The organism is Micrococcus sp. GbtcB5 (genome assembly GCF_019091605.1).
Lineage (GTDB): Bacteria > Actinomycetota > Actinomycetes > Actinomycetales > Micrococcaceae > Micrococcus > Micrococcus luteus.
Window position 1 is genome coordinate 75,931 of sequence record NZ_JAGXJK010000006.1, and the last position, 23,376, is coordinate 99,306.

The 23,376-nt window shown below is 68.6% G+C and carries 32 protein-coding genes; all 32 read left to right on the top strand.

Annotation, left to right across the window (positions count from 1 at the left end):
- The first annotated feature begins 25 nt into the window (after positions 1–25).
- Positions 26–3,922 (top strand): DNA-directed RNA polymerase subunit beta', encoded by a 3,897-nt coding sequence (locus KVS67_RS03420; RefSeq protein WP_063188710.1) that lies wholly within the window; start codon positions 26–28, stop codon positions 3,920–3,922.
- A 309-nt stretch (positions 3,923–4,231) separates the two neighbouring features.
- A complete protein-coding gene (rpsL, locus tag KVS67_RS03425) occupies positions 4,232–4,606 on the top strand; it encodes a 30S ribosomal protein S12 (RefSeq protein WP_063188712.1) in 375 nt (124 codons plus the stop codon).
- Positions 4,606–5,076: a 30S ribosomal protein S7 gene (gene rpsG / locus KVS67_RS03430; protein ID WP_002854788.1), complete on the top strand. Its 471-nt coding sequence runs from the start codon at positions 4,606–4,608 to the stop codon at positions 5,074–5,076. Before rpsL ends, rpsG begins: the two co-directional genes overlap by 1 nt.
- A 118-nt stretch (positions 5,077–5,194) precedes the next feature.
- Positions 5,195–7,309, top strand: a complete 2,115-nt coding sequence (gene fusA, locus KVS67_RS03435; protein ID WP_049161600.1) for an elongation factor G — start codon at positions 5,195–5,197, stop codon at positions 7,307–7,309.
- Positions 7,310–7,590: 281 nt separating this feature from the next.
- Positions 7,591–8,781, top strand: a complete 1,191-nt coding sequence (tuf, locus tag KVS67_RS03440) for an elongation factor Tu (RefSeq protein WP_002857459.1) — start codon at positions 7,591–7,593, stop codon at positions 8,779–8,781.
- Positions 8,782–8,914: 133 nt separating this feature from the next.
- Positions 8,915–9,055 (top strand): hypothetical protein, encoded by a 141-nt coding sequence (locus tag KVS67_RS03445; protein WP_162838057.1) that lies wholly within the window; start codon positions 8,915–8,917, stop codon positions 9,053–9,055.
- On the top strand, positions 9,052–9,519 hold the full coding sequence (locus tag KVS67_RS03450; protein ID WP_049161598.1) for a DUF3817 domain-containing protein: 468 nt from the start codon (positions 9,052–9,054) through the stop codon (positions 9,517–9,519). Before KVS67_RS03445 ends, KVS67_RS03450 begins: the two co-directional genes overlap by 4 nt.
- Positions 9,520–9,845: 326 nt before the next feature.
- Entirely contained in the window at positions 9,846–10,154 is a 309-nt protein-coding gene (gene rpsJ, locus KVS67_RS03455) for a 30S ribosomal protein S10 (RefSeq protein WP_002857463.1), read from the top strand.
- Positions 10,155–10,174: 20 nt separating this feature from the next.
- Positions 10,175–10,825 carry a 50S ribosomal protein L3 gene (rplC, locus tag KVS67_RS03460; protein WP_063188714.1) on the top strand — a complete coding sequence of 217 codons (651 nt, stop codon included), beginning with the start codon at positions 10,175–10,177 and terminating at the stop codon, positions 10,823–10,825.
- Positions 10,826–10,829: 4 nt separating this feature from the next.
- Entirely contained in the window at positions 10,830–11,465 is a 636-nt protein-coding gene (gene rplD / locus KVS67_RS03465) for a 50S ribosomal protein L4 (RefSeq protein WP_002857469.1), read from the top strand.
- Positions 11,462–11,767 (top strand): 50S ribosomal protein L23, encoded by a 306-nt coding sequence (rplW, locus tag KVS67_RS03470; RefSeq protein WP_002857471.1) that lies wholly within the window; start codon positions 11,462–11,464, stop codon positions 11,765–11,767. The genes rplD and rplW overlap by 4 nt, the downstream gene beginning before the upstream one ends.
- A gap of 37 nt (positions 11,768–11,804) precedes the next feature.
- Complete coding sequence (gene rplB / locus KVS67_RS03475) at positions 11,805–12,644, top strand: 50S ribosomal protein L2 (protein ID WP_002857473.1); 840 nt, start codon at positions 11,805–11,807, stop codon at positions 12,642–12,644.
- A 15-nt stretch (positions 12,645–12,659) separates the two neighbouring features.
- Positions 12,660–12,941: a 30S ribosomal protein S19 gene (rpsS, locus tag KVS67_RS03480; protein ID WP_002857475.1), complete on the top strand. Its 282-nt coding sequence runs from the start codon at positions 12,660–12,662 to the stop codon at positions 12,939–12,941.
- 51 nt (positions 12,942–12,992) lie between these two features.
- Entirely contained in the window at positions 12,993–13,358 is a 366-nt protein-coding gene (gene rplV / locus KVS67_RS03485) for a 50S ribosomal protein L22 (RefSeq protein ID WP_002857477.1), read from the top strand.
- 2 nt (positions 13,359–13,360) lie between these two features.
- The gene (rpsC, locus tag KVS67_RS03490; protein ID WP_002857479.1) at positions 13,361–14,179 is read left to right on the top strand and encodes a 30S ribosomal protein S3; all 819 of its coding nucleotides are present in this window, start codon (positions 13,361–13,363) and stop codon (positions 14,177–14,179) included.
- A complete protein-coding gene (gene rplP / locus KVS67_RS03495) occupies positions 14,179–14,595 on the top strand; it encodes a 50S ribosomal protein L16 (protein WP_002857481.1) in 417 nt (138 codons plus the stop codon). The genes rpsC and rplP overlap by 1 nt, the downstream gene beginning before the upstream one ends.
- A 4-nt stretch (positions 14,596–14,599) precedes the next feature.
- Positions 14,600–14,869 carry a 50S ribosomal protein L29 gene (gene rpmC / locus KVS67_RS03500; protein WP_002857484.1) on the top strand — a complete coding sequence of 90 codons (270 nt, stop codon included), beginning with the start codon at positions 14,600–14,602 and terminating at the stop codon, positions 14,867–14,869.
- Positions 14,866–15,147: a 30S ribosomal protein S17 gene (gene rpsQ, locus KVS67_RS03505; RefSeq protein ID WP_002857485.1), complete on the top strand. Its 282-nt coding sequence runs from the start codon at positions 14,866–14,868 to the stop codon at positions 15,145–15,147. The genes rpmC and rpsQ overlap by 4 nt, the downstream gene beginning before the upstream one ends.
- Before the next feature lie 341 nt (positions 15,148–15,488).
- Positions 15,489–15,857 carry a 50S ribosomal protein L14 gene (gene rplN, locus KVS67_RS03510; RefSeq protein ID WP_002857487.1) on the top strand — a complete coding sequence of 123 codons (369 nt, stop codon included), beginning with the start codon at positions 15,489–15,491 and terminating at the stop codon, positions 15,855–15,857.
- Between the two features lie 4 nt (positions 15,858–15,861).
- Positions 15,862–16,203: a 50S ribosomal protein L24 gene (rplX, locus tag KVS67_RS03515; RefSeq protein WP_002857489.1), complete on the top strand. Its 342-nt coding sequence runs from the start codon at positions 15,862–15,864 to the stop codon at positions 16,201–16,203.
- On the top strand, positions 16,203–16,778 hold the full coding sequence (gene rplE / locus KVS67_RS03520; protein WP_002857492.1) for a 50S ribosomal protein L5: 576 nt from the start codon (positions 16,203–16,205) through the stop codon (positions 16,776–16,778). The genes rplX and rplE overlap by 1 nt, the downstream gene beginning before the upstream one ends.
- A 73-nt stretch (positions 16,779–16,851) precedes the next feature.
- The gene (gene rpsH / locus KVS67_RS03525; protein WP_002857494.1) at positions 16,852–17,250 is read left to right on the top strand and encodes a 30S ribosomal protein S8; all 399 of its coding nucleotides are present in this window, start codon (positions 16,852–16,854) and stop codon (positions 17,248–17,250) included.
- A 30-nt stretch (positions 17,251–17,280) separates the two neighbouring features.
- Complete coding sequence (gene rplF, locus KVS67_RS03530) at positions 17,281–17,814, top strand: 50S ribosomal protein L6 (RefSeq protein WP_002857496.1); 534 nt, start codon at positions 17,281–17,283, stop codon at positions 17,812–17,814.
- Positions 17,814–18,188, top strand: a complete 375-nt coding sequence (gene rplR / locus KVS67_RS03535) for a 50S ribosomal protein L18 (RefSeq protein WP_002857498.1) — start codon at positions 17,814–17,816, stop codon at positions 18,186–18,188. The genes rplF and rplR overlap by 1 nt, the downstream gene beginning before the upstream one ends.
- Positions 18,185–18,934, top strand: a complete 750-nt coding sequence (gene rpsE, locus KVS67_RS03540) for a 30S ribosomal protein S5 (RefSeq protein WP_002857500.1) — start codon at positions 18,185–18,187, stop codon at positions 18,932–18,934. The genes rplR and rpsE overlap by 4 nt, the downstream gene beginning before the upstream one ends.
- 3 nt (positions 18,935–18,937) lie before the next feature.
- Positions 18,938–19,162: a 50S ribosomal protein L30 gene (rpmD, locus tag KVS67_RS03545; RefSeq protein WP_002857502.1), complete on the top strand. Its 225-nt coding sequence runs from the start codon at positions 18,938–18,940 to the stop codon at positions 19,160–19,162.
- Positions 19,155–19,607, top strand: coding sequence for a 50S ribosomal protein L15 (gene rplO / locus KVS67_RS03550; protein ID WP_002857504.1), 453 nt, complete (start codon positions 19,155–19,157; stop codon positions 19,605–19,607). Before rpmD ends, rplO begins: the two co-directional genes overlap by 8 nt.
- A gap of 165 nt (positions 19,608–19,772) precedes the next feature.
- Entirely contained in the window at positions 19,773–21,080 is a 1,308-nt protein-coding gene (gene secY / locus KVS67_RS03555; protein WP_012751035.1) for a preprotein translocase subunit SecY, read from the top strand.
- 51 nt (positions 21,081–21,131) lie between these two features.
- On the top strand, positions 21,132–21,749 hold the full coding sequence (locus KVS67_RS03560; protein ID WP_063188717.1) for an adenylate kinase: 618 nt from the start codon (positions 21,132–21,134) through the stop codon (positions 21,747–21,749).
- Between the two features lie 4 nt (positions 21,750–21,753).
- The gene (gene map / locus KVS67_RS03565; protein WP_036337962.1) at positions 21,754–22,596 is read left to right on the top strand and encodes a type I methionyl aminopeptidase; all 843 of its coding nucleotides are present in this window, start codon (positions 21,754–21,756) and stop codon (positions 22,594–22,596) included.
- Positions 22,597–22,800: 204 nt separating this feature from the next.
- Positions 22,801–23,022 (top strand): translation initiation factor IF-1, encoded by a 222-nt coding sequence (infA, locus tag KVS67_RS03570; protein WP_010080397.1) that lies wholly within the window; start codon positions 22,801–22,803, stop codon positions 23,020–23,022.
- Between the two features lie 35 nt (positions 23,023–23,057).
- On the top strand, positions 23,058–23,171 hold the full coding sequence (gene rpmJ / locus KVS67_RS03575; protein WP_002857509.1) for a 50S ribosomal protein L36: 114 nt from the start codon (positions 23,058–23,060) through the stop codon (positions 23,169–23,171).
- Positions 23,172–23,376 lie beyond the last annotated feature (205 nt).

Here is a 23,376-nt window from a genome sequence, read left to right on the forward strand (position 1 = left end):
TCACCGGAGCATGAGCGTGAACAGCATGTCCACTGACAACTCTTTCGGCCTGATGCGCATCGGCCTGGCCACGGCGGAGGACATCCGCCGCTGGTCCTACGGCGAGGTCAAGAAGCCGGAGACCATCAACTACCGCACCCTGAAGCCGGAGAAGGACGGACTCTTCTGCGAGAAGATCTTCGGCCCCACCCGCGACTGGGAGTGCGCGTGCGGCAAGTACAAGCGCGTGCGCTTCAAGGGCATCATCTGTGAGCGCTGCGGCGTCGAGGTGACCCGCTCGAAGGTGCGCCGCGACCGCATGGGCCACATCGAGCTCGCCGCGCCGGTCACCCACATCTGGTACTTCAAGGGCGTGCCCTCGCGCCTGGGCTACCTGCTGGACCTGGCGCCGAAGGACCTCGAGAAGGTCATCTACTTCGCGGCCTACATGATCACCTCGGTGGACGAGGAGGCCCGGCACCGCGACCTGGCCAACCTCCAGGCCGAGTACGACCAGGAGACCCGTGTCCTGGCCGACCAGCGCGACTCCGACATCGCCGCGGTGGCCGCCGACCTCGAGAAGGACCTGGCCAAGCTGGAGTCCGAGGGCGCCAAGGCCGCCGAGAAGAAGAAGGCCCGCGACGCCGCGGACAAGACCATGGGGCAGATCCGCAAGCGCGCGGACGCGGAGCTGGACCGCAAGGAGCAGGTCTGGGACCGCTTCAAGAACCTCAAGGTCGCCGACCTCGAGGGCGACGAGGGCCTGTACCGGGCCATGCGGGACAAGTACGGCCAGTACTTCGAGGGCTCGATGGGCGCGGAGGCGATCCAGCGTCGCCTGCAGACCTTCGACCTCGAGGCCGAGTCCGAGATGCTGCGTGAGACCATCAAGACGGGCAAGGGCCAGCGCAAGACCCGCGCCCTGAAGCGCCTGAAGGTCGTCAACGCGTTCCTGACCACGGACAACTCGCCCGAGGGCATGGTCCTGGACGCCGTCCCGGTGATCCCGCCGGAGCTGCGTCCGATGGTGCAGCTGGACGGCGGCCGCTTCGCGACCTCCGACCTCAACGACCTGTACCGTCGCGTGATCAACCGCAACAACCGCCTGAAGCGGCTGCTCGACCTCGGCGCGCCCGAGATCATCGTCAACAACGAGAAGCGCATGCTGCAGGAGGCCGTGGACTCGCTGTTCGACAACGGCCGCCGCGGCCGGCCGGTGACCGGCCCGGGCAACCGCCCGCTCAAGTCGCTCTCCGACATGCTCAAGGGCAAGCAGGGCCGCTTCCGTCAGAACCTGCTCGGCAAGCGCGTGGACTACTCGGGCCGCTCGGTCATCGTGGTGGGTCCCCAGCTCAAGCTGCACCAGTGCGGCCTGCCCAAGCAGATGGCGCTGGAGCTGTTCAAGCCGTTCGTGATGAAGCGTCTCGTGGACCTGAACCACGCGCAGAACATCAAGTCCGCCAAGCGCATGGTGGAGCGCTTCCGTCCGCAGGTCTGGGACGTGCTCGAGGAGGTCATCACCGAGCACCCGGTCCTGCTGAACCGCGCCCCCACCCTGCACCGTCTGGGCATCCAGGCCTTCGAGCCGCAGCTCGTGGAGGGCAAGGCCCTGCAGCTGCACCCGCTGGTCTGCTCCGCGTTCAACGCGGACTTCGACGGCGACCAGATGGCGGTCCACCTGCCCCTGTCGCCGGAGGCCCAGGCCGAGGCGCGCCTGCTCATGCTCTCGAGCCACAACATCCTGAAGCCCTCGGACGGCCGCGCGGTCGCCGTGCCGGCCCAGGACATGATCATCGGCCTGAACCACCTCACCACGGTGCGTCCGGACGAGGTCGGCGCGGGCAACCTGTACGCGACCGTCGCCGAGGCCATCATGGCGTTCGACGGCGGCGACCTGCACCTGAACGCGCCCGCACGGATCGGCGTCGAGGGCTTCGTGCCGTCGGCGGCCGTGCCTGCCCCCGAGGGCTGGTCCGAGGGCGAGATCGCCCTCATCGAGACCACCCTGGGCAAGGTGCTGTTCAACGAGCTGCTGCCGGACGACTACCCGTGGCTGGACAGGCAGGCGACCAAGGGCACCCTCGGTCAGCTGGTCAACGACCTGGCCGAGCGCTACCCGATGGTCGTCACCGCCCAGACGCTGGACAACCTCAAGGACGCCGGCTTCCACTGGGGCACCTGGTCGGGTGTGACCGTGGCGATCTCGGACATCACCTCCGACTTCGACAAGGCCGCCATCATGGAGGGCTACGAGGAGCAGGCCCAGCGCGTGCAGCAGCAGTACGACAAGGGCCTGATCGCGGACGACGAGCGTCGCTCCGAGCTGATCGACATCTGGAACAAGGCCACCGACGAGGTCGCCGCGGCCATGAAGGACGGCCTGCCGGAGCTCAACACCATCAACCGCATGGTGTCCTCCGGTGCGCGAGGCAACTGGCTCCAGGTGCGCCAGATCGCGGGCATCCGCGGCCTGGTGGCCAACCCGAAGGGTGAGATCATCCCGCGTCCGATCAAGTCCTCGTACCGCGAGGGCCTGTCCGTGCTCGAGTACTTCTCCGCCACCCACGGCGCCCGCAAGGGCCTCGCGGACACCGCGCTGAAGACCGCGAACTCGGGCTACCTGACCCGTCGTCTCGTCGATGTGTCCCAGGACGTCATCGTCCGCGAGGATGACTGCGGCACCGAGCGCGGCCTGTCCGTGACGATCGCCGCGCCGAACGCCGACGGCGAGCTGGTGGCCCACGAGCAGGTCGAGAACTCGGCCTTCGCCCGCACGCTGGCCCAGGACGTCACGGGCGAGGACGGCACGGTGCTGGCCTCGGCCGGCGCGGACGTGGGCGACGTGCTGATCGGCGAGCTGGTGGCTGCCGGCGTCACGGAGATCAAGGTCCGCTCGGTCCTGACCTGCGAGTCCGCCGTGGGCACCTGCGCGAAGTGCTACGGCCGCTCGATGGCCACCGGCCAGCTGGTGGACATCGGCGAGGCCGTCGGCATCATCGCGGCCCAGTCGATCGGTGAGCCGGGCACCCAGCTCACCATGCGCACGTTCCACACCGGCGGTGTGGCCTCGGCCGACGACATCACGCAGGGTCTGCCCCGCATCCAGGAGCTCTTCGAGGCCCGGACCCCGAAGGGCGTCGCCCCGATCTCCGAGGTCGCCGGCCGCGTGACCATCGAGGACACCGAGGCGTCCGTGCGCCTGCTGCTCACCCCGGACGACGGCTCCGAGGAGATCGCCTACCCGGTGCTGCGCCGTGCACGCATCCTCGTGGCGGACGGCGAGCACGTGCCGGTGGGCACGCAGCTCGTGGCCGGCGCCGTGGACCCGAAGCAGGTCCTGCGCGTGCTCGGCCCGCGGGCCGCGCAGCGGTTCCTCGTGGACGAGGTGCAGAACGTGTACCAGTCCCAGGGCGTGGGCATCCACGACAAGCACGTGGAGGTCATCGTCCGGCAGATGCTGCGTCGCATCACCGTCATCGAGTCCGGTGACACCGACCTGCTGCCGGGTGAGCTCACGGACCGGGCGCGCTTCGTGGCCGCCAATCGCGCCGCCGTCGCCGAGGGCCGCCAGCCGGCCTCCGGCCGCGACGAGCTGATGGGCATCACGAAGGCCTCGCTGGCCACGGACTCGTGGCTGTCGGCCGCGTCCTTCCAGGAGACGACCCGCGTCCTGACGCAGGCGGCCATGGAGGGCAAGTCCGACCCGCTGCTGGGCCTGAAGGAGAACGTGATCATCGGCAAGCTGATCCCGGCCGGCACGGGCCTGGATCGCTACACGAAGACCGTCGTGGAGCCGACGGAGGAGGCGAAGGCCAACCTGTTCGCCTCGCCGGCCGGGTTCGCGGACTTCGACTACCCGGGCCTGGACCAGTCGCTCGGCGAGAACGACTTCCACGCCGTCTCGCTGGACGACTACGGCCGCGGGGGCGACTTCCGCGCCTGATCCGCGTCCCCCAGGGGGCCCGCTGCTCCTCCGCTCACGCGGGGGAGGGGCGGGCCCCTTGGCCGTGCGGGGCCGGCTCGTCGATGACGCCGGGGCGTGCTATGCTGTCAAGGATTGTTTTTCGTGTGGCAAATTGGACGCTGTCCGGGTCGCGGGGTCATTGCGCGGCAGATGCCACACTTTTGCACGCCTGCGGACGTCTGCTCGTTGCGAGCCCCCAGGGAGAGGCAGAGCAGAGGAACGAGCAGCCGGCGCCCCGGGCGCCGGTCGATCACGTCAGCGATCACCGAAACACAGGAAGGCTGAAGAGTGCCTACGATTCAGCAGCTGGTCCGCAAGGGCCGCTCACCCAAGGTCGTCAATACGAAGGCCCCTGCGCTGCAGGGGAACCCCATGCGTCGTGGCGTGTGCACCCGCGTGTACACCACCACGCCCAGGAAGCCGAACTCGGCGCTGCGCAAGGTCGCCCGTGTGCGCCTGAACGGCGGCATCGAGGTCACCGCCTACATCCCCGGCGAGGGCCACAACCTGCAGGAGCACTCGATCGTGCTCGTCCGCGGCGGTCGTGTGATGGACCTGCCCGGCGTGCGCTACAAGATCGTGCGCGGCGCCCTCGACACCCAGGGCGTGAAGAACCGCGGCCAGGCCCGCTCCCGCTACGGCGCCAAGAAGGAGAAGAAGTAATGCCTCGTAAGGGTCCTGCGCCGAAGCGCCCCCTCGTCGTCGATCCCGTCTACGGCTCACCGCTGGTCACGCAGCTGATCAACAAGGTGCTCATCGACGGCAAGAAGTCCACCGCCGAGCGCATCGTGTACGGTGCGCTCGAGGGCGCCCGTGCCAAGAACGGCGCCGATCCCGTGGCCACCCTCAAGAAGGCCATGGACAACATCAAGCCGGCCCTCGAGGTGCGCTCCCGCCGCGTCGGCGGCGCCACCTACCAGGTGCCCGTCGAGGTCAAGCCGGGCCGCTCCACGGCCCTGGCCCTGCGCTGGCTGGTCGGCTTCTCCAAGGCCCGCCGTGAGAAGACCATGACCGAGCGTCTGATGAACGAGATCCTGGACGCCTCGAACGGCCTGGGCGGCGCCGTGAAGCGTCGCGAGGACACCCACAAGATGGCCGAGGCCAACAAGGCCTTCGCCCACTACCGCTGGTGATCCGTGTGGCCCGGGGCGCGCGATCCGCGCCTCGGGCCGCAGGTGCGTCCTCTTCGGACGGGCCACCCACCGCATCCACCTCACGAGCCCCCCATTCCACCCGACCAAGGGAGACACCGTGGCACAGGACGTGCTGACCGACCTGCACAAGGTCCGCAACATCGGCATCATGGCCCACATCGATGCCGGCAAGACCACCACCACCGAGCGCATCCTGTTCTACACGGGTGTCAACCACAAGCTGGGCGAGACCCACGACGGCGGCGCGACGACGGACTGGATGGAGCAGGAGAAGGAGCGCGGCATCACCATCACCTCCGCCGCGGTGACCTGCTTCTGGAACGACCACCAGATCAACATCATCGACACCCCCGGCCACGTGGACTTCACGGTCGAGGTGGAGCGCTCGCTGCGCGTGCTCGACGGCGCCGTCGCCGTGTTCGACGGCAAGGAGGGCGTGGAGCCCCAGTCGGAGACCGTGTGGCGCCAGGCGGACAAGTACGACGTCCCCCGCATCTGCTTCGTCAACAAGATGGACAAGCTGGGCGCGGACTTCTACTTCACCGTCGACACCATCGTGAAGCGCCTCGGCGCGCGTCCGCTCGTGATGCAGCTGCCGATCGGCGCCGAGAACGACTTCGTGGGCGTCGTCGACCTGATCTCCATGAAGGCCTTCGTGTGGCCGGGCGACGCCAAGGGCGACGTCACCATGGGCGCCTCCTACGAGACCCGCGAGATCCCCGCCGAGCTCCAGGAGAAGGCCGAGGAGTACCGCAACCAGCTCGTCGAGGCCGTCGCCGAGAGCTCCGAGGAGCTCATGGAGAAGTACCTCGAGGGCGAGGAGCTCACCGTCGAGGAGATCCAGGCCGGCGTGCGCCAGCTGACCGTGAACGCCGAGGCCTACCCGGTGTTCTGCGGCTCCGCGTTCAAGAACCGTGGCGTGCAGCCGATGCTGGACGCCGTGGTCGCCTACCTGCCGAACCCGCTGGACGCCGGCGCCGTCAAGGGCCACGCCGTGAACGACGAGGAGCAGGTGCTGGAGCGCGAGGCGTCGAAGGAGGCCCCGTTCTCGGCCCTGGCCTTCAAGATCGCCACGCACCCCTTCTTCGGCACGCTGACCTTCATCCGCGTGTACTCCGGCCGCCTGGAGTCCGGCGCGCAGATCCTCAACGCCACCAAGGGCAAGAAGGAGCGCATCGGCAAGCTGTTCCAGATGCACGCCAACAAGGAGAACCCGGTGGACGAGGTGGTCGCCGGCCACATCTACGCCGTGATCGGCCTCAAGGACACCACCACGGGCGACACCCTGTGCGATCCCGCGAACCCGATCATTCTCGAGTCGATGACCTTCCCGGAGCCCGTGATCTCCGTGGCCATCGAGCCGAAGACCAAGGGTGACCAGGAGAAGCTCTCCACCGCCATCCAGAAGCTCGTCGCCGAGGACCCCACGTTCCGCGTGAACCTCAACGAGGAGACCGGTCAGACCGAGATCGGCGGCATGGGCGAGCTCCACCTGGACGTGTTCGTGGACCGCATGAAGCGCGAGTTCAAGGTCGAGGCCAACGTGGGCAAGCCCCAGGTCGCGTACCGCGAGACCATCAAGCGCAAGGTCGACAAGGTCGACTACACGCACAAGAAGCAGACCGGCGGCTCCGGCCAGTTCGCCAAGGTGCAGCTGTCCTTCGAGCCCCTGGACACCGCCGAGGGCGAGGTCTACGAGTTCGAGAACGCCGTCACCGGCGGTCGCGTGCCCCGCGAGTACATCCCCTCGGTGGACGCGGGCATCCAGGACGCCATGCAGTTCGGCGTGCTGGCCGGCTACCCGATGGTCGGCGTGAAGGCCACCCTGCTCGACGGTGCGTACCACGACGTCGACTCCTCGGAGATGGCGTTCAAGATCGCCGGCTCCCAGGCCTTCAAGGAGGGTGTCCGCAAGGCCAACCCGATCATCCTCGAGCCGCTGATGGCCGTGGAGGTCCGCACCCCCGAGGAGTTCATGGGCGACGTCATCGGCGACCTGAACTCCCGCCGCGGCCAGATCCAGTCCATGGAGGACGCGACCGGCGTGAAGGTGGTCAACGCCCTCGTGCCGCTCTCGGAGATGTTCGGCTACATCGGCGACCTGCGCTCCAAGACGCAGGGCCGCGCGGTGTACTCGATGACCTTCCACTCCTACGCCGAGGTCCCCAAGGCCGTGGCGGACGAGATCGTCCAGAAGTCCCAGGGCGAGTGACCGCAGGTCACACGCTCTGAACGACCTGCCCCGGGTCGGCCGCCGCAGCGGCGGCCGGCCCGGGGCGGGCGGGCCGCCCCCCCCCGCGCGGCGGGCCGCGCTCAGGGGGGGGGAGGGCCGGGCCGCCCTCCGCGGGCCCCCCGGCCTCGGACCGGGCTTGCCCCCGGGGGGGCGGGATTTCCCCAACCCCGTACCATCCGAGTAGACTCAGTCAAGTTGTCAGCACGTCCCAGGCGGCTGAGCAGTCTTCTTGACGATGAACCAGTTCTTAGGAGGAACTAGTGGCAAAGGCAAAGTTCGAGCGGACGAAGCCGCACGTCAACATCGGCACCATCGGCCACGTTGACCACGGCAAGACCACGCTGACCGCCGCCATCTCGAAGGTCCTGTACGACAAGTACCCGGACCTGAATGAGGCCCGTGACTTCGCGACGATCGACTCCGCCCCCGAGGAGCGTCAGCGCGGCATCACCATCAACATCTCCCACGTGGAGTACCAGACCGAGAAGCGTCACTACGCCCACGTGGACGCCCCCGGTCACGCCGACTACATCAAGAACATGATCACCGGCGCCGCTCAGATGGACGGTGCGATCCTCGTGGTCGCCGCCACCGACGGCCCGATGGCCCAGACCCGCGAGCACGTGCTCCTGGCCCGCCAGGTCGGCGTGCCGGCCCTGCTCGTGGCCCTGAACAAGTCGGACATGGTCGAGGACGAGGAGCTCCTCGAGCTCGTCGAGATGGAGGTCCGCGAGCTGCTGTCCTCCCAGGAGTTCGACGGCGACGACGCCCCGGTCATCCGCACCTCCGGTCTGAAGGCCCTCGAGGGCGACCCCCAGTGGGTCAAGTCCGTCGAGGACCTCATGGATGCCGTGGACGAGTTCATCCCGGACCCGGTCCGCGACAAGGACAAGCCGTTCCTGATGCCGATCGAGGACGTCTTCACCATCACCGGCCGTGGCACCGTGGTGACCGGTCGCGCCGAGCGCGGCACCCTGAAGATCAACTCCGAGGTCGAGATCGTCGGCATCCGCGACGTGCAGAAGACCACCGTCACCGGCATCGAGATGTTCCACAAGCAGCTCGACGAGGCCTGGGCCGGCGAGAACTGCGGTCTGCTGCTGCGCGGTCTGAAGCGCGACGACGTCGAGCGCGGCCAGGTCGTGGTGGCGCCGGGTTCCATCACCCCGCACACCAACTTCGAGGCGAACGTCTACATCCTGTCCAAGGACGAGGGTGGGCGTCACAACCCGTTCTACTCGAACTACCGCCCGCAGTTCTACTTCCGCACCACCGACGTCACCGGCGTCATCACGCTGCCCGAGGGCACCGAGATGGTCATGCCCGGCGACACCACCGAGATGTCGGTCGAGCTCATCCAGCCGATCGCCATGGAGGAGGGCCTCGGCTTCGCCATCCGCGAGGGTGGCCGCACCGTGGGCTCCGGCCGCGTCACCAAGATCACCAAGTGATCTGACGCATCCCGTCTCGTGGCTCTGTTGAGCCGCTGACGCGCGACGCCCCCCTCTCCGGGTCTCCCGGAGGCGGGGGCGTCGCCGTGTCCGTGTCCGACGACGGCGCGGCGGCGGCCGCTAGGCTGAGGACATGCCTGAACTGCTCATCCTCATCGTGGTGCTCGCCGTGGCCGCCGTGGCCGTGCGCTGGGCGCTGCGGACCTTCCGTCCCGAGATCGACCGTGCCCGGCGCATCCGGCGCGCGAACCGCGGTGGGGAGCTGGAGCGATGAACCTGCCCAGCCCGCGCCGCCTGTTCGCCGTCACGGCGATGGCCGAGATGTTCACCTGGGCCGGCCTGCTGATCGCCATGGGCCTCAAGTACGGCGGAGTCACGGAGCGGGTGGTGCCGGTCGCCGGCGGCGTCCACGGCTTCGTGTTCCTCTGCTATCTCGTGGTGACGGTCGCCGTGTGGATCGACGGGCGATGGTCGGTGACCCGCGGGCTCCTCGGCCTCGGCTCGACGATCGTCCCGTTCATGACGGTCCCGTTCGAGCGGGCCCAGCGGCGGCGCGGCGAGCCGGCCCCGCGGTGGCAGGTCGTGGACCGTGCGCCGGGGGAGCGGAGGCCCCTCGAACGGCTCCTCGTCGTGGTGCTGCGTCATCCGGTGGTCAGCGCGCTGGTTGCGGTCGCCGTGGTCGCCGTCGTCTTCACGCTGCTGCTCAACGCCGGCCCGCCCACCGAGTGGGGCCGCTGAGCCCTGGTGACCGCTGGGCCCGGTCCGCCGATTGGCGGACCGGGCCCGGTTCTGTCTATACTGGTTCGGTTGCTCAAGCGCCATTGCGCTGTCGTCGTGTGTCTCGCGGCGGCAGCTCGGCCCAGATGTGACGTCACCACTCCGACCCGCCGCAGGCGTGTGCCCTCCCAGGAATGCGACACGCCCGACCGCGTGGACCGGAGTCCGGCGGCGGCGAGGAACCCGGTCCGACCGGATTCGCCCCGCGCGGGTGGAGGACAAGAAGGCGGACCCGATCCGCCGCACAGGGACAGGAACAGCACACCCGACGAGAGAGGCGTGACGCCATGGCGGGACAGAAGATCCGCATCCGGCTGAAGTCGTACGACCACGAGGTCATCGACGTGTCGGCCCGCAAGATCGTTGACACGGTCACGCGCGCAGGCGCGACGGTGGTCGGCCCCGTGCCGCTGCCGACGGAGAAGAACGTGTACTGCGTTATCCGTTCTCCCCACAAGTACAAGGACAGCCGCGAGCATTTCGAGATGCGCACCCACAAGCGGCTCATCGACATCATCGACCCGACCCCGAAGGCCGTCGACTCGCTCATGCGACTGGACCTGCCCGCGGACGTCAACATCGAGATCAAGCTCTGAGAGGGAGGTGCTGAGAGACTATGACCAACACCCAGAACATCAAGGGCCTGCTGGGCACGAAGCTCGGCATGACCCAGGTCTGGGATGAGGACAACAAGCTCATCCCCGTGACCGTGGTCAAGGCAGACCCGAACGTCGTCACCCAGCTGCGCTCCGAGGAGACCGACGGCTACACCGCCGTGCAGATCGCCTACGGCCAGATCGATCCCCGCCGCGTGACCAAGCCCCTGGCCGGTCACTTCGAGAAGGCCGGCGTGACCCTGCGTCGCCACCTCGTCGAGCTGCGCACCGCCGACGCCGCCGAGTACGCGCTCGGCCAGGACGTGACCGTGGAGGTCTTCGAGGCCGGCCAGAAGGTCGACGTCGTGGGGACCACCAAGGGCAAGGGCTTCGCCGGCGCCATGAAGCGCCACGGCTTCGCCGGTGTGGGCGCCTCGCACGGTGCGCACAAGAACCACCGCAAGCCCGGCTCCGTGGGCGGCGCGTCCACCCCCGGCCGCGTGTTCAAGGGCCAGCGCATGCCCGGTCGCATGGGCGCCGTGCGCCAGACCACCATGAACCTGACCCTCCACGGCATCGACGTGGAGAACAACCTCCTGCTGATCAAGGGCGCGGTGCCCGGCTCCAAGGGCCAGGTCGTGCTCGTCCGCAGCGCCGTGAAGGGAGCCTGAGACCATGGCTGAGAACTCCGTGAAGACCATCCAGGTCGATCTGCCCGTCGAGCTCTTCGACGTGCAGTCCAACGTGCCGCTCATGCACCAGGTCGTCGTCGCCCAGCTCGCCGCCGCCCGCCAGGGCACGCACAAGACGAAGCGCCGCGGCGAGGTGTCCGGTGCCGGTCGCAAGCCGTTCAAGCAGAAGGGCACCGGCCGCGCCCGTCAGGGCTCCATCCGGGCCCCGCACATGACCGGCGGTGGCGTCGTCCACGGCCCCACCCCGCGCGACTACTCGCAGCGGACCCCCAAGAAGATGAAGGCCGCCGCCCTGCGCGGTGCCCTGTCGGACCGCGCCCGCAATGGCCGCGTCCACGTCATCGAGGCCCTCGTGTCCGGGACCACCCCGTCCACCAAGGCCGCCAAGGCGGGCCTCGCGTCCCTGAACACCGGCCGCAAGAACGTGCTGCTGGTGATCGACCGGGCCGACGACGTCGCCGCCCTGTCCGCCCGCAACCTGCCTGCGGTCCACACCCTGTACGCCGACCAGCTGAACACCTACGACGTGCTCGTCTCCGACGACGTCGTGTTCACCCAGGCGGCCTACGAGGCGTACGTGGCCCAGGCTTCCGGCGCCAAGAAGGAGGATGCCCAGTGAGCGGCTCCATCAACAAGGATCCCCGCGACGTGATCATCGCTCCCGTCGTGTCGGAGAAGAGCTACGGTCTGATCGACGAGGGCAAGTACACCTTCCTGGTCGACCCCCGCTCCAACAAGTCCGAGATCAAGCAGGCGGTGGAGCGCATCTTCAACGTCGACGTGGCCTCGGTCAACACCCTGAACCGTTCCGGCAAGCGCCGTCGCACCCGCTTCGGGTGGGGCCAGCGCAAGTCCACCAAGCGTGCCATCGTCACGCTCAAGGACGGGACCATCGACATCTTCGGAGGTCCGCTCGCCTGATCGGCGTGCGGAGACCACTTAATCGAGGAACTGACACATGGCTATCCGTAAGTACAAGCCGACCACCCCGGGCCTGCGCGGCTCGTCCGTGGCCGACTTCGCAGAGATCACCCGGTCCACGCCGGAGAAGTCCCTTCTCCGTCCGCTGCACAAGACCGGCGGCCGCAACAACACCGGCCGCATCACCACTCGTCACAAGGGCGGCGGCCACAAGCGCCAGTACCGCCTGGTCGACTTCCGTCGCCACGACAAGGACGGCGTGCCCGCCACCGTCGCGCACATCGAGTACGACCCGAACCGCACCGCCCGCATCGCGCTGCTGCACTACGCGGACGGCGCCAAGCGCTACATCCTGGCCCCGGCCAAGCTGAAGCAGGGCGACGTGGTCGAGGCCGGCCCGAACGCCGACATCAAGCCCGGCAACAACCTGCCGCTGCGCAACATCCCCGTGGGCACCACCATCCACGCGGTGGAGCTGCGCCCCGGCGGCGGCGCCAAGATGGCCCGCTCCGCCGGCGCCTCCGTGCAGCTGGTCGCCCGCGAGGGCAAGTACGCCCAGCTGCGCCTGCCCTCCGGGGAGATCCGCAACGTCGACGTGCGCTGCCGCGCCACGATCGGCGAGGTCGGCAACGCCGAGCAGTCGAACATCAACTGGGGCAAGGCCGGCCGCATGCGCTGGAAGGGCGTGCGCCCGACCGTCCGCGGTGTCGTCATGAACCCGGTCGACCACCCGCACGGCGGTGGCGAGGGCAAGACCTCCGGCGGTCGTCACCCCGTCAACCGGAACGGCAAGCCCGAGGGCCGCACGCGCCGTCCGAACAAGGAAAGCGACAAGCTCATCGTGCGTCGCCGTCGTACCGGCAAGAACAAGCGATAAGGGAGCAGGGAAGACATGCCTCGCAGCCTGAAGAAGGGCCCCTTCGTCGATCAGCACCTCTACCTGAAGGTTCTGGCCGAGAACGAGAAGGGCAGCAAGAACGTCATCAAGACCTGGTCCCGCCGGTCGATGATCATCCCGGACATGCTGGGTCACACCATCGCGGTCCACGACGGACGCAAGCACGTCCCGGTGTTCGTCACCGAGTCCATGGTGGGTCACAAGCTGGGCGAGTTCGCCCCGACCCGGACCTACCGCGGCCACGTGAAGGACGACAAGAAGGGCAAGCGTCGCTGAGCCTGAGGGCACAGCACGCTTGACCTTCTCGAGAATCGAAAGAGAGAAGCAATGGAAGCCAAGGCAATTGCGCGCCACCTGCGCGTGACGCCGATGAAGGCCCGGCGCGTCGTCGACCTGGTCCGTGGCAAGCAGGCCACCGAAGCACTGGCCATCCTGAAGTTCGCCCAGCAGGGTGCTTCGGAGCCGGTGTACAAGCTGGTGACCTCCGCGGTGGCGAACGCCCGTGTCAAGGCGGACCGCGAGGGCCAGGCCTTCGACGAGGACGCCCTCTACATCACCGAGGCCTTCGTGGACGAGGGCCCGACCATGAAGCGGTTCCAGCCCCGTGCTCAGGGCCGCGCGTACCGCATCAACAAGCGCACGAGCCACGTGACCGTGGTCGTCGCGTCCAAGGACGAGAAGGGTGGGAACTGACAATGGGACAGAAGATCAACCCCAACGGGTTCCGCCTCGGCATCACCACCGACCACGTCTCGCACTGGTTCGCGGACTCCCACAAGGAGGGCCAGCGCTACGCTGACTTCCTCAAGGAGGACGTCAAGATCCGCGAGCTGATGACCACCGGCATGGAGCGCGCCGGCATCTCCAAGGTGGAGATCGAGCGCACCCGTGACCGCGTGCGCGTGGACATCCACACCGCGCGTCCGGGCATCGTGATCGGCCGCCGCGGCGCCGAGGCCGACCGCATCCGCGGTGAGCTCGAGAAGCTCACCGGCAAGCAGATCCAGCTGAACATCCTCGAGGTCAAGAACCCCGAGACCGATGCCCAGCTGGTGGCGCAGGGTGTGGCCGAGCAGCTCGCCTCCCGCGTGGCGTTCCGCCGTGCGATGAAGAAGGCGATCCAGTCCGCCATGCGCGCCGGCGCGCAGGGCATCCGCATCCAGTGCTCCGGCCGCCTCGGCGGCGCCGAGATGAGCCGCTCGGAGTTCTACCGCGAGGGTCGCGTGCCGCTGCACACCCTCCGCGCGAACATCGACTTCGGCAAGTTCGAGGCCAAGACCACCTTCGGCCGCATCGGCGTGAAGGTCTGGATCTACAAGGGCGACCTGACCGCCAAGGAGCTCGCGGCCAAGGAGGCCGCTCAGCCCTCCGGCCGTGGCCGTGGCGGCGAGCGCCGTGGCGGCGGCGAGCGTCGTCGTCGCAACGATCGCGCCGAGCGTGCTCCCCGCCAGGAGAACGCCGGCGCCGGCGCCGAGACCCCGGCCGCCGCTCCCGCTGAAGGAGGCAACGCCTGATGCTGATCCCCCGTCGCGTCAAGCACCGCAAGCAGCACCACCCCAAGCGTTCCGGCGCCGCCAAGGGCGGCACCACCGTGACGTTCGGCGAGTGGGGCATCCAGGCGCTCACGCCGGCCTATGTGACCAACCGTCAGATCGAGGCCGCCCGTATCGCCATGACCCGCTACATCAAGCGTGGCGGCAAGGTCTGGATCAACATCTACCCGGACCGTCCCATCACCAAGAAGCCCGCCGAGACCCGCATGGGCTCCGGCAAGGGCTCGCCGGAGTGGTGGGTCGCCAACGTCAAGCCCGGACGCGTGCTCTTCGAGCTGTCGGGTGTCACGGAGGACGTCGCCCGTGAGGCGCTCCGCCTGGCCATCCACAAGCTGCCGCTGAAGGCCCGTATCATCCGTCGAGAGGGTGGTGAGTGATCCCATGGCGATCGGCACCAAGGATCTGAACGTCGAGTCCCTGGACGGGATGGACAACGCCCGCCTGCTGGAGGCCCTGAAGTCCTCCAAGGAGGAGCTGTTCAACCTGCGCTTCCAGGCCGCCACCGGCCAGCTGGACAACGCCAGCCGGCTGAAGTCCGTCAAGCGTGACATCGCGCGCATCTACACGATCCTGCGCGAGCGCGAGCTGGGCATCCGCGGCGATGTCGCCGCCGAGGCGCAGGCCGAGAAGAACGAGGAGGCTGCCAAGTGACCGAGCAGACCCCGGCCGTCTCCGAGGAGCGCGGCTACCGCAAGGCCCTCCGTGGCATCGTCGTGTCCGACAAGATGGACAAGACCATCGTCGTCGAGGTCCAGGACCGCAAGAAGCACTCGCTCTACGGCAAGGTGATGAAGACCTCGAAGCGCGTGAAGGCGCACGACGAGGACAACACCGCCGGCGTGGGTGACCGCGTCCGCATCGCCGAGACCCGCCCGCTGTCCGCCTCCAAGCGGTGGCGCCTGGTGGAGGTCGTCGAGCGCGCCAAGTGATCGACCCGGCCCCCTGAGGGTCGGCGACGCAGAGGGCCGCCCCGTGCACTGGCACGGGGCGGCCTTGTGCGTTAGACTCTGATATTCGTGCGCCCTCTCGTTGGCAGGACCATCCATCCTGTGTGCCGAGGGCCGCGCACACCGATCCCGGATCCGCCTCGGCCCTGCCCTGCGCGCCCCTCCGCTCTCGACCTCCCGACGCTGTCTGAACACGCGTCGCCGGGGGACGACGGCGGGCGGCCCGCCTCGGGGGAGGGGTAAGCGTCCCGGGATGCCCGTTCAACCGTTCCGCAAGGCTCGCCCATCGTGGGGGAGAACCGGCGCGACGCTAGGAGAGACAAGTGATCCAGCAGGAGTCGCGGCTCAAGGTCGCCGACAACACCGGTGCGAAGGAAATCCTGACCATCCGTGTTCTCGGCGGTTCCGGACGCCGCTACGCAGGCATCGGCGACACCATCGTCGCCACCGTGAAGGACGCCATCCCCGGCGGCAACGTCAAGAAGGGCGACGTCGTCAAGGCCGTGGTGGTCCGCACCCGCAAGCAGTCCCGCCGTCCCGACGGCTCGTACATCAAGTTCGACGAGAACGCGGCGGTCATCCTGAAGACCGACGGCGAGCCCCGTGGCACGCGCATCTTCGGCCCCGTGGGTCGCGAGCTGCGTGACAAGAAGTTCATGAAGATCGTGTCGCTCGCCCCGGAGGTGATCTGACCTCATGGCCAAGATCAAGAAGGACGACCTCGTCCAGGTCATCAGTGGCAAGGACAAGGGCAAGCAGGGCAAGGTCCTGCGCGTGTTCCCGACGGATGAGCGTGTGCTCGTCGAGGGCGTGAACCGCGTGACCAAGCACCTGCGCGCCGGCCAGGACAACAACGGTTCCACCGAGGGCGGCCTGCAGGTCGTCGAGGCCCCGATCCACATCTCGAACGTGGCCGTGGTGGACCCGGAGACCAAGAAGCCGACCCGTGTGGGCTACCGCTTCGAGACCGTCGAGAAGGACGGCGTGAGCAAGACCGTGAAGGTCCGCTTCGCCAAGGCCTCGGGGAAGGAGCTGTGATGACCGAGGTGCAGCAGACCGAGAAGGTCACCCCGCGTCTGAAGACCAAGTACCGCGAGGAGATCCGCGGCGCCCTGCAGGAGCAGTTCCAGTACGGGAACGTCATGCAGGTGCCGGGCCTCGTGAAGGTCGTCGTCAACATGGGCGTCGGCGAGGCCGCCAAGGACTCCAAGATCATCGACGGCGCGGTCACCGACCTCACCGCCATCACCGGCCAGAAGCCGATGATCACCAAGGCCCGCAAGTCCATCGCGCAGTTCAAGCTGCGTGAGGGCATGCCCATCGGCACGCACGCCACCCTCCGTGGCGACCGCATGTGGGAGTTCCTGGACCGCCTGGTCACGCTCGCGCTGCCGCGCATCCGTGACTTCCGCGGCCTGTCCGACCGCCAGTTCGACGGCAACGGCAACTACACCTTCGGCCTGTCCGAGCAGACCGTGTTCCACGAGATCGATCAGGACAAGATCGACCGCGTGCGCGGCATGGACATCACCGTGGTGACGACCGCCAAGAACGACGACGAGGGCCGCGCGCTGCTGAAGGCGCTGGGCTTCCCGTTCAAGACCGACCAGTAAGACCTCCACGCCACAGGTCCTCCACCGGTGAACCGGTGGCGGAAACCACGGCGAGAAAGGGCGTGAAGCCCACATGACCATGACCGATCCCGTCGCAGACATGCTGACCCGTCTGCGCAACGCAAACTCGGCCTACCACGACACCGTGTCCATGCCGTCCTCGAAGCTGAAGACTCGCGTCGCCGAGATCCTTAAGGCCGAGGGCTACATCCAGGACTGGCGCGAGGAGGAGGCCGAGGTCGGCAAGAAGCTGACCATCGACCTGAAGTTCGGCCCGCAGCGTGAGCGTGCGATCGCCGGCCTGCGCCGCATCTCCAAGCCGGGCCTGCGCGTGTACGCGAAGTCCACGAACCTGCCCCACGTGCTGGGCGGCCTCGGCATCGCCATCCTGTCCACCTCCTCTGGTCTCCTCACGAACCAGCAGGCCGCCAAGAAGGGCGTGGGCGGAGAAGTCCTCGCCTACGTCTGGTGACGGGCAAGACGGAAGAAAGGCTGAACTGACATGTCTCGAATCGGACGTCTCCCGATCACCATCCCCGCCGGCGTCGATGTGACCATCGACGGCGACCGCGTCTCCGTGAAGGGCCCCAAGGGCCAGCTCGAGCACTCGCTGCCCACGCCCATCACGGCCACCCTCGAGGAGGGGCAGGTCACCGTGGCCCGCCCCGACGACGAGCGTGAGTCCCGCTCCCTGCACGGTCTGACCCGTACCCTCATCAGCAACATGGTCGAGGGCGTGACCAACGGCTTCTCCAAGCAGCTCGAGGTCGTCGGCACCGGCTACCGCGTGCAGGCCAAGGGCCAGGACCTCGAGTTCGCCCTGGGCTACTCCCACCCCGTCCCGGTGAAGGCGCCCCAGGGCATCACCTTCACGGTGGAGGGCAACAGGGTCACCGTCGCCGGTATCGACAAGCAGCAGGTCGGCGAGACCGCCGCCAACATCCGCAAGCTGCGCCGCCCCGACCCGTACAAGGGCAAGGGCGTGCGCTACGCGGGCGAGCAGATCCGCCGCAAGGCCGGAAAGGCAGGTAAGTGATGTCTACTCTGAAGGTGAAGGGCAAGGGCAAGTTCAACGCCCGCACCCGCCGCCACCTCCGGGTGCGCAAGCGGATCTCCGGCACCACCGTCCGTCCCCGCCTCGTCGTCAACCGCTCTGCACGGCACATGTTCGTGCAGGTCGTGGACGACACGCAGAGCCGCACGCTCGCGTACGCCTCCACCATGGAGGCCGACGTGCGTGCGCTCGAGGGTGACAAGACGGCCAAGGCCAAGCGCGTGGGCGAGCTCGTCGCCGAGCGTGCCAAGGCGGCCGGCATCGAGGCCGTGGTCTTCGACCGCGGCGGCAACAAGTACCACGGGCGCGTCGCGGCCGTGGCCGACGGTGCGCGAGAGGGTGGGCTGCAGCTGTGACCGAGAACATCAACCAGAAGGACACTCAGGTGACCGAGAGCACCGAGACCACCGTCTCCGAGACCGGGTCGGGCTCGGCGAGCCAGACCACCGAGCGCGCCACCGGTGGCCGCGGCGGTCGCGACGGCGGCCGCGGTGGCCGTGACGGCGATCGTCGTGGCGGCCGTCGCGACGACCGCAACCGTCGTGGCGCCCAGGACGACGAGAAGGACCAGTTCCTCGAGCGCGTCGTGGGCATCAACCGCGTCTCCAAGGTCGTCAAGGGCGGCCGCCGCTTCTCCTTCACCGCCCTCGTGGTGGTGGGTGACGGCGACGGCACCGTCGGCGTCGGCTACGGCAAGGCGAAGGAGGTCCCCGCTGCGATCCAGAAGGCCGTGGAGGAGGCCAAGAAGTCCTTCTTCCGCGTCCCCCGCGTCGGCTCCACCATCCCGCACCTGGTGCAGGGTGAGGACGCCGCCGGCGTCGTGCTGCTCCGCCCGGCCTCCCCGGGTACCGGCGTGATCGCCGGCGGTCCGGTGCGCGCCGTGCTCGAGTGCGCCGGCATCCACGACGTGCTGTCCAAGTCCATGGGCTCCGTGAACGCGATCAACATCGTGCGCGGCACCGTGGACGCCCTCAAGAAGCTGGAAGAGCCCCAGGCCGTCGCCGCCCGCCGCGGCAAGGCCCTGGACGAGATCGCCCCCCATGCGATGCTGCGCACCATGGAGAACGATCGCGCCCAGAAGAGCGCGAAGGCAGGTGCGTGAGCCGTGTTTGAGCCCACTCGCAAGAACATCCAGCCCTCGGACGCCACCCTGGTCATCACCCAGACCCGCGGCGTCACGGGCTCCAAGCAGAACCATCGGGACACCCTGCGCTCGCTGGGCCTGAAGCGGATCGGCCACCAGGTCACCCGCAAGGCCGACGCGGTGACGGTCGGCATGGTCAACACCGTGCCGCACCTGGTGTCCGTGGAGGAGGTCAACAATGGCTGACAACGACGCCATCAAGGTCCACGACCTGCGTCCGGCCCCCGGTGCCAAGACCGCCAAGACCCGCGTGGGTCGCGGTGAGGCGTCGAAGGGCAAGACCGCCGGTCGCGGCACCAAGGGCACCAAGGCCCGTTACCAGGTCCGTGCGGGCTTCGAGGGCGGCCAGCTGCCCCTGCAGATGCGTCTGCCGAAGCTCCGCGGCTTCAAGAACCCGTTCCGCACGGAGTACCAGGTCGTGAACCTGGACAAGCTCTCCGCGCACTTCCCCGAGGGCGGTGAGGTCACCGTGGACGCGCTCGTGTCCAAGGGCCTCGTCCGTCGCGGCCAGCCCGTGAAGGTGCTGGGCACGGGGGAGATCACCGCGGCCGTGCAGGTGAAGGCGAACGCCTTCTCCTCGTCCGCCGTGGAGAAGATCCAGGCCGCCGGCGGGTCCACCGAGACCCTCTGACACGCCGACCCATCGACCGAGGGCCCTGGCCCGGAGCAGCCGCTCCGGACCAGGGCCCTCGGTCCGTCCGTGTAGACTCGCACAGCGGCCGCCCCGGTGTGGCCGCCGTCTCGTGCCCCGCCCCGCGGCCGGCGCGCGCCCCACAGGACCACCGCAGGAGGACTCGTGCTCAAGGCCATCGCCCGGATCGTCCGGACGCCTGACCTGTTGCGGAAGATCGCCTTCACGCTCGGGCTCATCGCCGTCTACCGGATGGGCGCCTTCGTGCCGGCCCCCGGGGTGGACTACCCGGCGGTGCAGCAGTGCCTCGCGGCGGGCAACGCCCAGGGCGGCCTGTACTCCTTCGTGAACATGTTCTCGGGCGGGGCGCTCCTGCAGGTGTCCGTCTTCGCGCTCGGCATCATGCCCTACATCACGGCGTCGATCATCGTGCAGCTGCTGCGCGTGGTGATCCCGCGCTTCGAGCAGCTCCACCAGGAGGGCCCGCAGGGCCAGGCGACGCTGACGCAGTACACCCGTTACCTGACCCTCGCCCTCGCCCTGCTGCAGGCGACCACGATGGCCTCGCTGGCCCGCACCGGGGCGCTGCTCGGATGCAGCCTGCCGCTGCTGCGCGACGGCTCCATCCTCACGGTGCTGCTCGTGGTCATCGCCCTGACCACCGGATGTCTCATCGTCATGTGGTTCGGCGAGCGGATCACCGAGAACGGCGTGGGCAACGGCATGTCCCTGCTGATCTTCACCTCCATCGCGGCGGGCTTCCCGGCCGGCCTCGGCCAGGTGGTCCAGACGCAGGGCTGGCGCGTTTTCGCGATCGTCATGGGGATCGGCCTGCTCACCATGCTGGCCATCGTCTTCGTGGAGGAGTCGCAGCGCCGGATCCCGGTCCAGTACGCCAAGCGGCAGATCGGCTCGCGGACCGTGGGCGGGTCGAGCACCTACATCCCGGTCAAGGTGAACATGGCCAACGTCATCCCGGTCATCTTCGCCTCCTCCGTGTTGATGCTCCCGGGCATCCTCATCCAGTTCAACACGCCGCAGGACGGCAGTGCGCCGGCCCCGTGGATCACGTGGCTGAGCCGGTACTTCGGCTCCGGCGACCACCCGGTGTACATGGCACTGTACTTCCTGCTCATCATCGGCTTCACGTACTTCTACGTGTCCATCACGTTCAACCCGGTGGAGATCTCGGACAACATGAAGCGCTATGGCGGCTTCATCCCCGGCGTCCGCGCCGGACGGCCCACCGAGCGTTACCTGCAGTACGTCATCAGCCGCATCACGTTCGTGGGCGCCCTCTACCTCGGTATCGTGGCCATGATCCCGCTGATCGCCTTCGCGGTGATCGGCACCAGCCAGAACTTCCCGCTCGGCGGCACGTCCATCCTCATCATGGTGGGCGTCGGCCTCCAGACCGTGAAGCAGGTCAGCGCACAGATGGAGCAGCGCCACTACGAGGGCCTGCTGCGCTGAGCCCCGACCCGATCCCGCAACGCCGTCCGTATCGACAGTGAGGAACACACGATGACCCGCATGCTGCTCATGGGCCCTCCCGGTTCCGGCAAGGGCACCCAGGCCACCCGGATCGCCGACAAGCTGGGGATCGTCCCGATCTCCACCGGTGACATCTTCCGCCACAACGTGAAGTCGATGACGCCGCTCGGCGTCGAGGCCAAGAAGTACATCGACAACGGCGACTTCGTCCCCGATGAGGTCACGAACCGCATGGTCGCGGACCGCATCGCCCAGGCCGACGCGGAGCACGGCTTCCTGCTGGACGGCTACCCGCGCACGAAGGGCCAGGTCGAGGCGCTGGACGCCATGCTCGCCGAGTCCGGCCAGTCGCTGTCCGCCGTCGTCGAGCTGGAGGTGCCCGACGAGGAGCTCGTGGAGCGTCTGCTCAAGCGTGCCGAGATCGAGGGCCGCGCGGACGACACCCAGGAGGTCATCGAGCACCGCCTGGACCTGTACCACCGCGAGACCGAGTCCGTCATCCAGGAGTACGTGGAGCGCGGCATCGTCGCCCGCGTGGACGGCACCGGGCAGATCGACGACGTCACCGAGCGCCTGCTGCAGGCCGTGTACTCCGTGCGCGCCGCCACGGGCTCCCTGCCCGTGATCCAGCCGGGCGCGGAGTCCTGACCCCGTGATCGGCCGCCGCTCGCTCGAGCTCAAGACCGCCCCCCAGCTGCAGGCCATGCAGCGCGCGGGGGTGGTCCTGTCCGAGGCCCTGGACGCCACGCTGACCGCGGCCGCGCCGGGCGTCACCACCGCGGAGCTGGACGCCGTGTTCGCGGGCGTCCTGGCCGAACGCGGTGCGACCTCCAACTTCCTGGGCTACTACGACTTCCCGGCCTCGATCTGCACCTCGGTCAACGACGAGGTCGTGCACGGCATCCCCGGGGACCGGGTCCTGCAGACCGGCGACGTGCTGAAGGTCGACGGGGGCGCGATCGTGGACGGCTGGCACGCCGACTCGGCCCGCACGGTGATCCTGGGCTCCTCCGCGGCCGGCACCGCGGACCCGGCCGACGAGCGCCTCTCGGCGATCACGCGGGAGGCACTCTGGGTCGGCATCGCGGCCTTCGCCTCCGCCACCCACGTCGGGGACATCGGGGACGCCATCGACGACTTCGTCTCCGCGCAGCCGGGCGAGGAGCTCGGCATCCTCGAGGAGTACGTGGGGCACGGCATCGGCTCGGCCATGCACCTGCCGCCGGACGTGTTCAACTACCGCACCGGCCACCGGGGGCCCAAGATCCGCCCCGGTCTGGCGCTCGCCATCGAGCCGATGCTGGTGCGCGGCTCCATCGACACGAAGGTGCTCGCGGACGACTGGACCGTGGTGACCCTCGACGGCGCCCGCGCCAGCCAGTGGGAGCACTCGGTCTGCCGGCACGACGCCGGCGTGTGGGTGCTCACCGCTCCCGACGGCGGCGCCTCCGAGCTCGCCCGGTTCGGCGTGGTCCCGGTCCCGCCGGGGGAGTGAGGGGCCCGAGCTGTCGGCCGTCCGTCCCGCCCGTCCGGCGGGCCGGGCGGCCGTCGTCGTCCGTGCTGGTTCTCAGACCGAGAATGCGGTATCATCGAACGTTGTTCGTGTGCGCGCACTCGTGTGCGCCGGCGAGCAGACCCGTTCCCGCCCCGTCATCCGGCCCTCCGCGGCCGTGCCCGGGGCATGACGATTGTGGAGGACATGGCTAAGAAGGAAGGTGTCATCGAGGTCGAGGGCACGGTGTCGGAGGCATTGCCGAACGCGATGTTCCGGGTCCGTCTGCAGAACGAGCACGTCGTGCTCGCCACGATCTCCGGAAAGATGCGTCAGCACTACATCCGCATCCTCCCCGAGGATCGCGTCGTGGTGGAGCTTAGCCCGTACGACCTCAACCGGGGTCGGATCGTGTACCGATACAAGTAAGAACCCCCGTCCAAGCGAGCGCAGGAGGAAGAGCCGTGAAGGTTCAGCCGAGCGTGAAGCGGATTTGTGACAAGTGCCAGGTCGTGCGCCGTAAGGGCCGCGTGCTGGTGATCTGCTCGAACCCGCGCCACAAGCAGCGCCAGGGCTGATCGCCTCCCCGGGAGCCCGGGGAGCGACGCCGTCGCGTTGACCACACCACCCACCGGCCATCGGGCCGAACAGCAGGGACAGCGGTCCACCCCGTGAGGGGAGGGCCCCCACCTCCGGCCGCAGGGGCCGGAGACCGACGACGGCGGACGCCCGCCGCGGAGCACGCCGGATCTTCCCCGGCGCCGCGACGACGGGTCCGCGAGG